General features: G+C 65.3%; 12 protein-coding genes. 5 read left to right on the plus strand and 7 right to left on the minus strand.

Annotation, left to right across the window (positions count from 1 at the left end):
- Positions 1 to 10 precede the first annotated feature (10 nt).
- The 5 genes from JZY91_RS09525 to JZY91_RS09545 form a co-directional block, all read right to left on the minus strand.
- On the minus strand, positions 11 to 862 hold the full coding sequence (locus JZY91_RS09525) for a SpaA isopeptide-forming pilin-related protein (protein ID WP_234947638.1): 852 nt from the start codon (positions 860 to 862) through the stop codon (positions 11 to 13).
- Positions 859 to 1,824 carry a class C sortase gene (locus JZY91_RS09530; RefSeq protein ID WP_370639219.1) on the minus strand — a complete coding sequence of 322 codons (966 nt, stop codon included), beginning with the start codon at positions 1,822 to 1,824 and terminating at the stop codon, positions 859 to 861. The genes JZY91_RS09525 and JZY91_RS09530 overlap by 4 nt, the downstream gene beginning before the upstream one ends.
- 53 nt (positions 1,825 to 1,877) lie before the next feature.
- Positions 1,878 to 3,371 carry a SpaH/EbpB family LPXTG-anchored major pilin gene (locus JZY91_RS09535; RefSeq protein ID WP_234947640.1) on the minus strand — a complete coding sequence of 498 codons (1,494 nt, stop codon included), beginning with the start codon at positions 3,369 to 3,371 and terminating at the stop codon, positions 1,878 to 1,880.
- Positions 3,372 to 4,168: 797 nt separating this feature from the next.
- Entirely contained in the window at positions 4,169 to 5,524 is a 1,356-nt protein-coding gene (locus tag JZY91_RS09540) for a hypothetical protein (protein ID WP_234947641.1), read from the minus strand.
- Positions 5,525 to 5,703: 179 nt separating this feature from the next.
- The gene (locus JZY91_RS09545) at positions 5,704 to 6,510 is read right to left on the minus strand and encodes a hypothetical protein (RefSeq protein ID WP_234947642.1); all 807 of its coding nucleotides are present in this window, start codon (positions 6,508 to 6,510) and stop codon (positions 5,704 to 5,706) included.
- Between the two features lie 24 nt (positions 6,511 to 6,534).
- On the opposite strand from JZY91_RS09545, the gene JZY91_RS09550 reads away from it, so the two are divergent.
- From JZY91_RS09550 to JZY91_RS09565, 4 genes are all read left to right on the plus strand, one after another.
- On the plus strand, positions 6,535 to 6,834 hold the full coding sequence (locus JZY91_RS09550; RefSeq protein ID WP_234947643.1) for a rhodanese-like domain-containing protein: 300 nt from the start codon (positions 6,535 to 6,537) through the stop codon (positions 6,832 to 6,834).
- Positions 6,835 to 6,903: 69 nt separating this feature from the next.
- The gene (locus tag JZY91_RS09555) at positions 6,904 to 7,344 is read left to right on the plus strand and encodes a MarR family winged helix-turn-helix transcriptional regulator (RefSeq protein ID WP_234947644.1); all 441 of its coding nucleotides are present in this window, start codon (positions 6,904 to 6,906) and stop codon (positions 7,342 to 7,344) included.
- Positions 7,345 to 7,630: 286 nt separating this feature from the next.
- Positions 7,631 to 8,671 (plus strand): hypothetical protein, encoded by a 1,041-nt coding sequence (locus tag JZY91_RS09560; protein WP_234947645.1) that lies wholly within the window; start codon positions 7,631 to 7,633, stop codon positions 8,669 to 8,671.
- Between the two features lie 325 nt (positions 8,672 to 8,996).
- Positions 8,997 to 13,001: a Pls/PosA family non-ribosomal peptide synthetase gene (locus tag JZY91_RS09565; protein ID WP_234947646.1), complete on the plus strand. Its 4,005-nt coding sequence runs from the start codon at positions 8,997 to 8,999 to the stop codon at positions 12,999 to 13,001.
- Positions 13,002 to 13,045: 44 nt separating this feature from the next.
- Here JZY91_RS09565 and JZY91_RS09570 read toward each other — a convergent pair whose 3' ends face one another.
- Together JZY91_RS09570 and JZY91_RS09575 are read right to left on the minus strand one after the other, a co-directional pair.
- Positions 13,046 to 13,558: a GNAT family N-acetyltransferase gene (locus JZY91_RS09570; protein ID WP_234947647.1), complete on the minus strand. Its 513-nt coding sequence runs from the start codon at positions 13,556 to 13,558 to the stop codon at positions 13,046 to 13,048.
- A complete protein-coding gene (locus JZY91_RS09575; RefSeq protein WP_234947648.1) occupies positions 13,548 to 13,832 on the minus strand; it encodes a DUF1778 domain-containing protein in 285 nt (94 codons plus the stop codon). The genes JZY91_RS09570 and JZY91_RS09575 overlap by 11 nt, the downstream gene beginning before the upstream one ends.
- Positions 13,833 to 14,001: 169 nt before the next feature.
- Here JZY91_RS09575 and JZY91_RS09580 point away from each other — a divergent pair, with 169 nt between their 5' ends.
- Positions 14,002 to 14,886: a transporter substrate-binding domain-containing protein gene (locus tag JZY91_RS09580; RefSeq protein ID WP_234947649.1), complete on the plus strand. Its 885-nt coding sequence runs from the start codon at positions 14,002 to 14,004 to the stop codon at positions 14,884 to 14,886.
- The last annotated feature ends 8 nt before the right edge of the window (positions 14,887 to 14,894 follow it).

Genomic DNA, 14,894 nt, shown 5'->3' on the forward strand with positions numbered 1-14,894 from the left:
TTTCTGTCCGCTAGGTTGTGGCTCCGGCGCCGCGCCGAATGAGGTAGATGCCTGCCGCGATCAACAGCGCCGCGATACCCAGGGCCCACAGCACGTTCGCGCCGGTGTAGGCCAGGCCGCCGCCGCGGCCGGTGGAATCCCCGCCCCCAGGCACGGGTGTTCCGGTCGTACCGGTTATCCGGACGGGGGTTGTCGCCGTGGTTTCCGTAGTCACCGAGGTTGAAAGCGTCGGCGTTGGAGTCGGCGTTGGAGTCGGCGTCGGCGTCGGAGTCGGCGACGTCCTCGCGTGCGGCGTGTTCTGCGGAGACTGCGGCGTGGTGCTCTGCGGCTCCGGCTTGGTCACTACAACGTTGTCGTACTCAAACTGCTTCCCGGCCACATTGCCAAGCGGCAAAATCACCAGCTTGGGACCGGAAACGCGGTAGTTGTGCTGCGTATCCGGCGCAGCCTCTTCAAGCAGGTACAGCCCGGGTTCCAGGCCGGTGAACCGCGCAACGCCGTCGGCGTCGGTTGTGCGCTCGCTGATGAGGGTGAGGTGGTGGGACTGAACGTCGTCAAGCGTGAAGCTCTTGGCGCGCTCGCGCCCGGCGGTGGTGGCGATGTCGATGCCCTCCACCAGTCGCAGTGTGAAGCGCGCCCCGGCGATCGCGGCGGGCTTTTCGCCGGCCGGCAGATCGTCGAAGGGGTTGGTCGCGGTTTTGCGCACGGTGAGGCTTAGGGGCCTTTGCTTATCGACGCTCTCCGCCACCAAACCCCCATCATTCCCGCTGATCACCCGGCCTGCGGCCGGCGTGGCAGCCAGCGCAGAGACCGTGATCGCGGCTGCCGCGGCAATGGCCGCGACGCGGTTTGTGTAGGTCATCGGCGGCGCAGCTCCTCGTTGAGTTCGCGGGCGAGCTGGCGGCGTCGCGCCGCGGTCGCGTCGAGCTCGGTGTGCTGCGCGTCCTTTCGCTTCTCCCGGATGATCCACAACGCCATACCGGCGAAGATGACCAGCGACAACCCGCCGAGCACCCACATCCACCACTGGATGGTGGAAGCGGATTTGTCGAGGACCTCCGCCTCCGCCGCGTCCATCGACACACGCTGCGCGTGGACCAGCAGGCGGTGGGTGTTAATGCCGTAGGGCGTGCAGGTGATCAACGTGACCAGGTCTTTGCCCGGCTCGGAGCGCAGGCTCTGCACCTCGTCCGGGAGCACGACCTCGGTGCCGTACACCTGGTACTTCATGCGCTCGCCGAAGGTGGAGACGTAGATGGCGTCGCCCGGCTGGACATCGATGAGGTCGTCGAAGAGGGTTGCGTTCGTCAGGCCCGTGTGCCCCGTGATCACCGAGTGAGTCCCCTCGCCACCGACGGGCAGCGAGGTCCCGTACAGGTGGCCGAGCCCCTTTTGGAGCGTTTCCTCCGAGGTGCCGTGATAAAGCGGCAGCTTTACATCGATGGATGGGATTACCACCTGCGACATCGCAGGGGCGCCGGACAGCTGGTCGAGGTACTCGCGATACTCAACGTTGTCCTTACTGATGCGCGCCAGCCACGGGTCCAAGATCGGGCCGTCGGTGTGCTCGGCGTTGAAGGTGCGGGCGGACTCGATCTGCTGGTTCTTCTCCTCAGCCGGCGTCGCCTGCACCTGCTCTTCATACCGTTCCGCGACATCTTGCTGCACCCGGTTATTCCACTGCGTGGCCACGACCGGGTACATCAGCACCGCCAAGCCCACAAGAATGAGAATGACGGGCAGACCAACGCGCTGGAAGAAGGACTTCTGCGCCGGCTCCTGCCGAGGCGTCCTTTCAACCGTTGTTGTTGCCACTGCTGTCATCCTTTCCTCGGGGCTTGTGCTTGTCGACGTTCGGTTACACCCAGCCGCGAGACTTACGCGGCCTTGGAGTTGCGGCGTGCGGCGTAGATGCCGCCGCCGACGATGGTCAGACCCGCGAGGGCCAGGACCACCACACCCATGCCACCGGTGTTCGGCAGGGTATTCGGGGACTTGAGGTTCACAACGGTGGCGGCGGCTTGGATGGCGACAGTTGGCTTGCCGTTCTCGTCCACCTCGCCGCGCTTCAGCTCAAACGGGGTGAGCTTGTCGCTCGCGATGTAGCCTGCCGGTGCCTTGGTCTCCTTTAGGCAGAGCTGTGTATTTACGGCGGCGCTGCTGTTGTTTTCAAAGTCGGAGACGTGGATGCCGGAGATGGTCACCTTGCCGTCGTCCCCGGTCACGAACTTGTCGGTCTTCGTTTCGCCGACGTAAGCGGACTGGGCACCGGTGTTCGCGAGCTGGGTCCAGGTAGTTTCACCTGCGGAGCCAGCCGTCTGCTCACAGCGCACCAGCTGGAACTCGGCGCCCTTCAGCGGGGTGTCGCCCTCGTTGGTCTTCGTGATCTCGAGGCTGCCCCAGTAGGAGTGAACCTTGTCCGTCGGGTGCTCGACATCAGAGTCGGAGCTGCCGTTGTTGTAGATCAGCGTGCCCTGGTTAGCGATGTGCTGGACACCAGCCTTGACGATAGCGTTGATGGTAGTAACGACGTTGGTGCCAGCCTGCAGCTTTGCAAGGCCCGCGTCAGTGAAAACAACCTCGATCGTCTGGCCGTTGATGACGACGTTGTAATCAGTGCCGGCCGCGAAGCCTTCAACCTCTACATCGCCCGCCTTCGGCGCCTCGAGCTGCTCGTCCAGTACATCTCGGACGACGTACTTGGTCAGCTTGCCGGCTGGAACACCGGTGGTCAGGGTGTAGGTGTACTTGTCGCCAGCATTGGCCCACTCATCCTTGACTTCCTTCTTCACCGTGTTCTCGGTGTTCTTCGGGTAGGCGTGGACATCGTAGATCCAGTCAGTGCCCTCGCTGTTGGTCATCGGCACGTACACGAGGAACGGCGCACCCGGCACAACGCCAGCAGGCGCGCTGGTCTCGACGACGCGGTACAGGCCCTTCGCCAGGCCGTCGAACTTCAGCTCGCCGTCATTGTTCGTCTCGCCGTTTGCCACGTTGGCTTGCTCAGCCGTCAGGCCCAGGACGCCGCCGTCCTTGGATGATTCCCAGAGCTGGTTTGCTTCCTGCCAATCTTTGGTGGTTTCAAGGGGCTTGATGAGGTCAAGACGGTAGGTGACTCCAGAGAGTCCCTCACCCGGGACGCCCTCCATGGGCTGACCGGTGGCCTTGTCACCGGGCTGCTCATTGTTGGTCAGCCTCTTCTTGTGCAGCGTGAGGGACATGGAACGGCTGTCATTGATCCCGGCACCCGCAGTTTCTGCAGTCGCATCCTGCGCGAATGCGATCGGGGCGGTCAGGGTGCCAGCGGAGCCAGAGACTGCGAGACCTGCCGCAAGGGCGATGGCGGCGGTTTTCTTCGTGGCAATAGCCAAAGCGAATCCTTTCGAAAGAAGTGGGAGTTTGGGACCGACGGGCCGGCTTCTTTCGAACGGCCGGTCGCCCGCGGGAGGCCCTTAGTAAACTCCTTCGCCCGCCCAGTCCGCAATCGGTAGATCTTCGAAAAAACAGCTTCTTCAAAAGCTAGTTTCCCAAAAGTTTTTGGGTGAGTAGCTTCGAAAGTGTCAACCTGCAACTTTGGACTCTCTTTATATTCCACATGCGACAAAACTAATGATAGAAAAGACATCGCCCTCCCGATGTTATTTCCATCACATGCGCGGCAAGAGATGGCTCTTTACTGTGCAGAGTGAGGCAAAGCCAAGGCATTGAGACCGTGCCAGCAACCTCGTCACATCGCGCCGTCACAGATTTCACGAACCCACCTTCACCCCCGAACGGGTGGTGCCTTTTCGTTCCCCCCAGAACAACCATGACGGTTGGCCCAGGACACCCTCCGGTCCCTGTCTTCAGGTTGTCAATCCCCACCACCCAGACCCCCAAGACTGTAGGCCTCAACCCCCGGTACCCGCTGAGGCCTACAGGGGTGTAGGCCTCAAGAAAACCGAGTCACACCAGTAACACGCGACCTGCGGGTTTCCGGTAGGCCTCAGCGCCCACCTTCGCTGAGGCCTACACCCCTGTAGGCCTCAAAACTCAGTGCCCGCATCCTGCGCCAGCTACTCAGCCAGTCCTCGCACTCGCGCGAATCTAGGGTTTCTGCTTAACGACGAAAGGTCCCCACCCCAAGCTCCCCAGGACCCGGGATGGGGACCGTTAAGATCCGGAAGGTTTAGACCAGCTGGCGGCGTCCGAATGCGAAGACCGCGGCACCCAGGATGGATGCGACCAGCAGTGCGATCAGGCCCTTGCCGAAAGCGTTGGAGCCGGTCTCGAAGGTCTCGCCGCGGCCCTTGGTCTCAATCTGAGCCTCCACCTCTGCGCGGTTGCTGGAGAGCATGTTGGCGGATGCCTCGCGCTCCCATGCGGTGGGCACGGAGGAGGTGCGGGTGATGTCCATGACGTAGGTGCGGCCGTCTTGGTTCAGGTACCAGTTCACGCCGCCGATGATCAGCATGGCCGGCAGGGCCATCATGCCCGCGAACGCGAGGTCCGCGGTGTTGAACTGGAACTGGAAGTTCTGGCGGATCTCAGCCGGGAGGGACAGGTTCATGCGCTGCGCGAAGTCCTCGATGCGCATCCAGCCGGACTGGCCCTCGGCGAATGCCTTGCCAACCAGCTCCGGGCTGTTGACCACGTAGCGCCAGTCCGCGGCGTAGAACCAGCTCTCGCCGTCCAGCTGGCCTGCGAGGTCGCCGACCTTCCATGCCGGGAGGGAGGCCAGGTTGTAGTTGAAGGCCGGGTTGGAGCTCTTGGCGGTGAGGGACTCGACCTGCTTCTCGGACGCAGCCTGGGCGCCGGCAGCGCCGGTCGCGCCAGCTGCGCCGATGCCAACCTGCAGGGTCTGCTGCACCAGGTTCTCCGGCAGGCGCACCTTGGCCTCGCGGGCGATCTCCAGGATGGTCTTCACGCCGGTGGCCGGCAGAGCGCCGGTGACGCGGGTCTTGTCGGAGACAACGTTGAAGCGGTCTGCGTGGTAGTACCACTCGATGTCGCCGATCTTGATGGCCAGCACGCCCGGCTGCCAGTCAGCCAGAGCAACGGTGCCAACGGAAGCTTTCGCGTGAGCCTCCTTCAGCGCCTCGATCTTGTTGGCCGGGACGGTGCGGTTGGTCATCACGGCCAGCTCGATGATGCTCATCTCGGTGTCCGCGTTGCCGGTGGCCTTGGAGCCCTCGGTCTTCGCCAGCGCCTCGTCGATGGTCACGTTCAGGCCGTCTGCCAGGTAGAACCAGGTCTTGCCGCGGTAGATGCCAGCCTCTGCGCCAGCCTTCCACTCCGGCATGGCGGCCAGGACGGTGGTGGCGCCGGCCTGGGTGGTGGCGGTGCTGGACAGGTAGTCAATAACCGGGTTTGCAACCGGTGCCGCGACCTCTTCGATCGCCGCGTTGATGCTGCTGCCGGCGAGCTCGCCGCCAACGGAGGACTGCGCCGTAGCGTTCGGCGCGATCGACAGGGTAATGGCCCCAGCAAGAGCCAGGGCGGTGATGGACGTGCCGTAACGCTTCATGAGGTTCTCCAGGGTCATTCAGGAAAGGCTTCGGAAAAGTTGACTCACTCTAAAGTCTCAATACAGGCTTTAGACTTTCCATCACTCTAGTCACACAATTCACATTCGTCACACAAGTCCCGCCGAGCACATCCTTCACACGACGAAAAATGCCCCCACATTGGGGGGCCTACATCTCGCTGACGTGGAGGTTTGGTCTAGGAAGCGTCGTTAAGCGACACGCCCTCGAAGCGCCACCCAATCACCGCGTTGCGCACCGAATCCTGGAAAGGATTCGCCGGCTGCACGCAGGAAATGGTGAGCAGGCGGCCGGGCGTGGGCTGCGTGCCCCAAATCTCGTCGGCGGCCGCAAGCTCCTTCTTCTCCGGCGCGTGCAAGTCCGTGACCACGTATTTCAGCCACCAGTCCCCGCTGCGCTCCGTGCGCAGGTACATCACGTCCCCCACTTTCAGCGTGTGCTCCTCCGCGGACGGGTTGTACAGCTTGTCAAACACCGCCGGCACACCCGCCGCCGCGTGCCCGGCCAGCACAACTACGTCGGAGGTATGCGTGCCCGGGAGCTGGTACGGCTTATCGACGCTCGTATAAGCACACGCCTTCCCCAGCGGCTCCGGATCAATCTTTCCGTCGACCACCCGGCAATCGCCGTCCTCGAACTTCGCGGTGAGGTTCACGGCGGGGATGCGCATCTCCACCGGGCGGGACTGGTCGATGATCTCGGGCGGTTCGGCGGGTGCGGCCTCGGTGGTAGTCGGTGTCGGGGTTGTCGCCGGCGCAGCCGAAGAGGTGGTTTCGGTGGGGGTTGGGTCCGGGGAAACGTCGTCACGCAAAGCCCCGCACGCGCGCACGAGGCCGAAGATGAGCAGCAGGAGGATGAGCAGCGCGGCGATACGACGCACGTGAAACACCCAGCGCGGCGGGCGCGGGTTGCGGCGCGGCGCGGGGCGGCGCTCAGATCGGGGCAGCTCAGGGGGCCGCCGCGGCACGTACGTATCGCCAGCCATGCGAAAACAATACACTTTGCGGACATGAAAGAAGTTGCAGTGACAGACGTGCCCCAGGGGGCTCAGCTTATCGACGTCCGCGAAACCGACGAGTTCGCCCACATCCGCGCCGCGGATGCCGTGAATATTCCGCTGAGCGAGTTTGTGATCCGCGCACGCGAGATTGACCCGGACCGGGATATTTATCTGATCTGCAAATCGGGCGGGCGATCCTCGCAGGCCGCCGAGTACCTGGAGCATGCGCTGGGGTGGGACAACGTGATCAACGTGGCCGGCGGCACCCAAGCGTGGGTGGATGCCGGGTTGGAGACCGCGCGCGGGTAGCGGCGGGCCCAGAACAGTTGGCGCGCCAAATCGTTTACGTTGCCCGCGATTTCCGCCTACGCTGGATTTATGTCCCAACCCGCTGAGCTGCCCGCAACCCTCACCCGGTCACCGTCGTTTCAGATCGAACGCGTGCGCCGGCACACAAAAGATGAGGTAGAGCGAACTCTGGCGGAACACGGGTCCACCATGCGCGAATTCTGGATCTTAAGCTGCGTGATGGAGCAGGGACTTTCCCAACGGCAGCTGTCCGAGATGCTGGTTATCGACGCCTCCGACATGGTCCGGTTGATCGATTCCCTCGAGGCCCACGAGTGGGTCAAACGCGAGCGCGACCCGCAGGACCGCCGCCGCCAGATTGTCACCCCCACCAAGAAGGGCGTGAAGGCGCATGCGCTGCTACTTGACGACGTCGCCACTGCCGAAGACCGCGCCCTCGACATGTCCACCACCAAGCAGCTGAAGTCGCTGAAGAAGCTGTCCAAGGCCATCCTCTCCGAGGAGGCGTAGGGGCTGGGGCCCTGGTTTGGTGCCGTCGCGTCCCCGTCACGCCCGTTGCAGCGCCGGTCGGTGCCCCCTCTCCGTCACGCCACTGCCCGCGCCGGCCTGAGCCCCTGCCCGCGCCAAACTTTTTGGAGAAATGAATCCACCAGGTCTTTTAGTGGCCTGGGAGCGCGAATCCACAAACTCCTGCTCCCGCGGGGCAGCCGTCAACCCGCTCGGCCCCCTGGACCCGGCCCCGCTGCGTAATTTTTCAGAGATCTCTCCCGATTGACTGGGAGTAGGTACGTTCAACGTGCAGCTGTATCCCCAACTACTTCTCGAGGACGCAATGAAGAAGACCCTCCGCGCCGGTGCCCTGGCCGTCGCTCTTGCAACTACCTCTGTAACCGTTCCGGCGGCTATCGCCCCGGCAGCACTTGCCGCCGAGCAGCCAGCTGGCAATACCGGCGCTGCCAAGCAGTCCACCCCGAAGACGCTGGACGAGCAGATCGCGGACGCGGAGGCACAGCTGGAGCAGGTCAAGACCATTTACGACACAGCCAAGCTGAATGTGGAGGCCCTCAAGGCAGCAATTGCTAACGACGGCAAGCCGACCGCCGCGCAGCAGAAGGCACTTGACGACGCTAAGGCTGCATTTGCACCCCATGAGGCCGCCTACAAAGCCGCAAAGAAGAAGCGTGATGATGCAAAGGCCGCCGTCACCGCCGCGCAGACCAAGGCTAACGATGCAGCGAAGGCGCTTAAGAGCGCCAACGATGCGGTTACCACTGCTCAGGCGGAACTCAACCAGCTGAATGCGAAAGTCAACGATAAGGACACCCCGAAGGAAAAGCAGCCAACGGCGGCTGACATCGCTGCGGCTGAAGAAAAGCTCGCGAAAGCAAAGGAAGCCGTGCCTGGCAAGGAGAAGGCCGTCGAGAACGCAAACTGGGCCCTGCAGACAGCCCAGGGGACCGACTTGCTGGTCTCGGTTGAGTTCGACGATGTGGAGAAGAAATACAACGAGGCTGACTTGGCACTGAAAAAAGTCGAGAACCAGATCAAGGGAAACAAGACTAGCGCCAAGGACGCGGAGGCCACCCTGCCCGCAGCGGAGCTCGTGCTCGCCCGGGCGGAGGCTGCTGTAACCACGGCTCAGACCAACCTCGACAACCTCAAAGCACAGAAGGCTGCACAGGCGAACAAGAAGACCCCGAGCCTCCCGCAGTCCAGCAACCCGGACGGCTCCCTGACACCGGTGGGTATCGCGGGCATTGTTATCGGCGTACTGGCGGCGATCCTCGCTATCGGCGCAGCCCTGATGCCGAACCTGCAGCAGTTCCTGCCTCGCTAATCCTCAGATCGGGCCGGGTAAGAAAATCGGTCGGTTTCCTCGCTGGCGGCCCGCAAACTGGCCGCAGACCAGCCCGAACCCAGACACCGAAACCTAGGTACCGAATGGTAGGTATCGAAGTTCGCCCCCTCGGCGGCGTTTTTCGGTGTCTGCCCTTCGGGTCCTATATTTCGATATCTGCCCTTCGGGTCCTATATTTCGGTGTCTGCCGGATCTGGAACAAGTCCCCGCAAACTCACTCCAGGCAGCGCCTCCGCCCACTGAAAATTCATGGGCCAACACCAACGAATTGAGGTATTAGGCGAGCTCAACTAGCGTGAGGCGCATGTCAAAACCGGAACTTCACGCTGAGCAGGTGTCTTCAGACGCCCGCACCAGCACGAACGAGGGCACGGCCGAGCAGCCGCAGCCCACCGCGCCGGCGGAACCGCACGCCCACGCCGAGCACGCCCACGCCGACGCCGAGCACGCCCACGCCCATGCCGAGTCCGCCCACGCGGAGCACTTGCTGCGTGGCCACCTCGCGCCGTCGGCACGCACGCTGGTGGATATCGTCCTGGCCACCGCGGAGCAGTACCCGGACGCGCCCGCGATCGACGACGGCAGCGACGACGACGCCGACCACGAGGCCGCGGAAGAGACCAGCCACCACGCCAACAACACCGACCGCGACCACCACTCCGGCATCCTCACCTACGCCGAGCTGGTGGAGGAAGCGCAGCACCTCGCCGCCACGCTCAATGCCAACGGCATTGGCCCCGGCCAGCGCGTGGGCATCCGCATGACGTCGGGTACCCGCCACCTGTACATCGCCATCCTGGCCACGCTGTTCGCCGGCGCCGCCTATGTGCCGGTGGACGCGGATGACCCGCAGGAGCGCGCGGACCTGGTCTTCGGCGAGGCGGACATTGACGCAATGTTCACCGACCGCGGCCTGAAGGTACTCAAGCGCCAGCACGCGCAACCGCGCGAGCTCACCCCGGAGGACGATTGCTGGATCATCTTCACCTCCGGCTCCACGGGCACGCCGAAGGGCGTGGCGGTGACGCACCGCTCCGCAGCCGCATTCGTCGACGCGGAGGCGCGCCTGTTCTGCCAGGATGAGCCGCTGGGCCCGGAGGACCGTGTGCTCGCGGGCCTGTCCGTCGCCTTCGACGCCAGCTGCGAAGAGATGTGGCTGGCCTGGCGCCACGGTGCCTGCCTGGTCCCCGCCCCGCGCAGCCTGGTCCGCAGTGGCCAGGACCTCGGCCCGTGGCTGATCCGCCGCGACGTCACTGTCGTGTCTACCGTCCCCACCCTCGCCGGCCTGTGGCCCGCGGAAGCGCTGGACGGCGTTCGCCTACTCATCGTGGGCGGCGAGGCCTGCCCGCAGGAGCTGGCGGATCGCCTCAGCGCGGAGCGCGAGATGTGGAATACGTACGGGCCGACGGAAGCGACCGTCGTAGCCAGCGCTGCGAAGCTGGAGCCGGGCAAACCGGTGACCATCGGTTGGGCGCTGGACGGCTGGGACCTGCGCGTTCAGCCGGACGGCGAGCTGGTGATCGGCGGCGTGGGCCTCGCGCGCTACTTGGACCCGGCGAAGGACGCGGAGAAGTACGCGCCGCTGGGCGACTGGCAGCGCGCGTACCGCACCGGCGACCACGTGCGCATCACTGACGACGGCCTCGCCTTCATCGGCCGCGCGGACGACCAGGTGAAAATCGGCGGCCGCCGCATCGAGCTCGGCGAAGTTGAGGCGAACGTCGCAGCGCTGCCCGGCGTGTACAACAGCGCCGTAGCCGTGCAGAAACTCCCGGGCGGCGACAAAGTCCTGGTCGGCTACGTCTCCCCCGACCCCGGCGCCGAGCTCGACCCGGCCACCATGCGCGCCCAGCTCACCGAGGTCATGCCGGCCGCGCTCGTGCCGCGCATCGCCATCCTGGACGAGCTGCCCGTGCGCACCTCCGGCAAGGTGGATAAGGCCGCGCTGCCGTGGCCGCTGCCTGCATCCGTCGAGGTCGCGGGCCTGACCGACACGGAGCGCTGGGTCGCGGAACAGTGGGTCGAGGTCCTGGGCATGGACGTCACCAGCGTGGACGCGGACTTCTTCGACCTCGGCGGCACCTCCCTCGCCGCCGCCGCGCTGGTCGCCCGCCTGCGCGAGCGCGTGCCGACGTTCGCCGTCCGCGACCTCTACGACCATCCCCGCCTCGGGGCGCTCGCTTCGCGTATCGACGCTTCCGTCAAACCCAACACCCCAACCATCGACCGCCACGTCAAACCTGTCACCGCGAGCACCCGCGTGGCCCAGACGCTGACACTCGCGGCCGTGATGACGCTGCGCGCCGCTAGCCCGATCATCTGGATTCTGCTGGCCATGGCTATTGCCATGCCCGGATCCTACATCGTCCCGGTGTTGATCCTGTGGTTGATCTTCTGCACCCCGCTGGGCCGCGTGCCCATCGGCGCGTACGGCGCACGCCTGATTCGCGACGGCTTCCGTGGCCGCCTCGCCCCCGGCGAGTACCCGCGCGGCGGCGCCACGCACCTGCGCCTCTGGGCCGCGGAGCGCTGGCTGCAGGCCTCCGGCGCGCTGAACCTCTCAGCCACGCCACTGTTCAAAACCACCGCCCGCATCCTGGGCAACCGCGTGGGCAAAGACGTGGACATGCAGACGTTGCCGCCGGTCAGCGGCCTGGTCACCATCGGCGCGGGCACGTCCATCGAGCCCGGCGCGGACCTCTCCGGCTACTGGCTGGACGGGGACATCCTGCGGGTCGGCACCATTACCATCGGCAAGGACGTGCGCATCGGCGCCCGCTCCACCCTCTTGCCCGGCGCGGAGATCCGCGAGGGCGCAGAGGTGGAGCCGAACTCCACCGTCACCGGGCGCAAGCCGGTGAAGAAGCACGCGCGCTGGGCTGGCTCGCCGGCGCGCAAGGTGGGCAAGACCAAGCAGACCTTCCCCACCGAAGCCCCGCCGGCGGGCCGCGCATGGGCCGCCGCGTACACAGTAACCGCTCTCATCATCGGTGCGTTGCCGCTGGTCAGCCTCGGTGTAGCAGCGTGGGCAGCCTTCCGCTTCACCATCGCGACGGGCCGCCCGCTGCTCGCCGGCGCTCTCGGCGGCGTGGTCTACCAAGCAGTTGGCATGGTGCTTGTGCTTGTTGGTGTAAGGGTGGCGTCGATAAGCGTGAAGCCCGGAACCCACCCCGTACGCAGCGCGCCGGGCCTGGGGCTGTGGACGGTGACGCGCCTGATGGACGACGCCCGCTCGCGCCACTTCCCCGTCTACGCCAGCCTGCTCACGCCGGTGTGGCTGCGTGCGCTCGGCGCGCGCATCGGCCGCGGCGCGGAGGTCTCCACCGCGGTCATGGCACCCACGCTCACCGAGGTGCGCGAGGGGGCATTTCTTGCCGACGACACCCTGATCACCCCCTACGAACTCAGCGGGGGCTGGATGCGTGCCGACGAAACCGTGATCGGCAAACGCGCCTTCGTGGGCAACTCTGGCGTTGTGGCGCCGGGCCGCAAGGTGGCCAAGGGGTCGCTGGTGGCGGTGCAGTCCGCGGCGCCGAAGAAGTCCAAGGCCGGGTCCAACTGGTGGGGTTCCCCGCCGGAACGCATGCGCCGCGTGGAGGTTGCCGCGGATGGCGGCGAGGCCGCGACGTTCGAGCCGTCCAGGGGCCTGCGCGCCCGGCGCGGACTGATTGAGACGCTGCGCCTGCTGGCGCCGGCGGCGCAGGGTGTGCTCGCGGCCGGGTTTGTGTTCGGCACCATCGCGCTGTTCGATAGCTTCGGCCTGTGGGTCCTCGCGTTCGGCGGCCTGCTGTGGATGGCGCTCGGCGCGGTTGCGCTTGCGGTGACGGCCCTGGCCAAGTGGGTCTGCGTGGGCCGCCACAAGGCGGGCGAGCACCCGCTCTACTCCTGGTTCGTCTGGCTCAACGAGCTGCAGGACCAGTTTGTGGAGACGCTGGCCGCGCCGTGGTTCTTCAACTGGGCCGGCGGCTCCGGCGAGATGAACCTGGCGCTGCGCCTGCTTGGCGTGAAGGTGGGGCGCGGCGCGTGGGTGGAGTCCTACTGGTTCCCGGAGACGGATCTGTGCCGCGTGGGCACCGGCGCCGCCGTGGGCCCCGGCACCGTGGTGCAGACGCACCTGTTCCAGGACCGCGTCATGTCGCTCGCGCCGGTGGAGATTGGCGATGGCGCCACGTTGGGCGCGAACTCGGTGGCGCTGCCGGGTTCCTCGCTTGGGCGTGCCGCCACCATCGCCCCCGGCTCGCTGGTCATGCGCGGCGACGTAGTGCCGGCCTCCACCGTGTGGCAGGGCAACCCCGTCGAGGCGGCGTAGCGGGCGCGGCTTGCTCCCGCAGAGCAGCTAATCCCGCACCCCGCCTACTCCTGCAGAGCCCGCGCGATCTGGGCGATTGGCAACATAAGGTGCAGCGGCTCCCCCGGCAACTCAATGAAGTCCGCGGCGCTGAGGTAGAACTGCTTCGCTTCCTCGTTCAACGCGTGCACCACTACTGCCGCGGCCCCGATCGCCTCCGATCCGGCGAGGCAGCGGGTCAACGCGTCCCGGAGCAGCGCCCGGCCGATCCCCTTCCCCTGCGCCCTCTGGTCCACGGCCAGCCGGGCGAGGATCACCACCGGAATCGCGCGCGGGCGCCCCGAGGCAAAGTCTTCCGGTGCGAGCTCCTTTTCCACGCTGCCGGTACACACGGCGTAGTACCCCATCACTCGGTCGTTCCACGTGCTCACGTACACCACGCAGTTCCGCGCACGCTGGTTCTGCATGGCGTAGCGGTGGAACCAGATGTCCAAGGACGGTTCGCCAGAGGAAAAGTCTTTACGGTTGTCTGACTTCTCCAGCCGCCTCGGTGGCTGCAGGACGTTGTCAGCGGTCAAAGGAGAACTCCTGGCCGAACACGTCCGGCTCCGCGAACAGGGCTGCAAGCTTTCCTACGCGAATCGGTTGGTCCAGAGCGTGACGGAACACGTCAAAATCCGCTTGATCAAGCACAAACCTGCGCTTGTCCGCCAGCACGATCTCTGCCTCGTGCACTGCGCTGCTCAGCACGAACTCCGACACCGATTGCTCAGTCGCCTCAGCCGCGCGCCGAAGCAGCTCGTTCTGCGCTGACGTGGCCCGCAGATTGAGCCGCTGATCCTTGATAGTCATCGGTAACCTCCCCATCTCATTTGTACACACATTGTACATACACTCACCAACCGGCGCCCCGGCAATTTGCAAAGTAGACCGACTGGTGTAGTTTTAGCGGACAAGATAGTTCACTGAGCGTCGTAAAGCTTGCAAAAGCTCCGCGACCTGCACTGGAAAGTAGACCGATATGTCTGTAACCCGTAACCGCCTCGCTGCCGGCCTTGCCGCACTGGTTGCCGCAGCAACCCTGACCGCGTGCGGCGGCACCGAAACCGCCGGCACCTCCGCCACCACCGCGGGCGGCGACACCGCCGCCTCCGCCGGCTACCGCAGCGTGGAAGACATTCAGAACGACGGCACCGTGAAGATCGGCGTGTTCTCCGACAAGGCTCCGTTCGGCTACGTGGACGCGAACGGCAAGTACGCGGGCTACGACATCGAGTACGGCAACCGCCTCGGCGAGGACCTAGGCGTGAACGTGGAGTACGTGCCGGTGGAGGCGGCCTCCCGCGTGGAGTTCCTGGACACCAACAAGGTGGACATCATCCTGGCCAACTTCACCCTCACCCCGGAGCGCCAGGAGAAGGTGGACTTTGCCAACCCGTACATGAAGGTCTCCCTGGGCGCCGTCACCCCGGACAAGGCTCCGCTGAACAGCGTGGAAGAGCTTGAGGGCAAGAACGTGATCGTGGTCAAGGGCACCACGGCGGAGACCTTCCTGGAGAAGAACCACCCGGAGATCAAGCTGACCAAGTTTGAGCAGTACACCGAGGCCACCAACGCGCTTATCGACGGCCGCGGCGATGCCTGGGTGACCGACAACACCGAGGCCCTTGCATGGGCCGCGAAGACCGACGGCTTCACCGCCACCATCCCCACGCTGGGTGAGACCGACACCATCGCCGGCGCCGTGGCCAAGGGCAACACCGACCTGCGCGACTGGATGAACAACGAGCTGGAGGACCTGGGCAAGGAGAACTTCTTCCACCAGGCCTACGACAAGACGCTGAAGCCGGTCTACGGCGACGCGGTCTCCGCCGACGACTTGGTCGTCGAGGGCGGCAAGCTCTAACCCACCCG

It is taken from the genome of Corynebacterium sp. CNCTC7651 (assembly GCF_021496665.1).
Taxonomy (GTDB): domain Bacteria; phylum Actinomycetota; class Actinomycetes; order Mycobacteriales; family Mycobacteriaceae; genus Corynebacterium.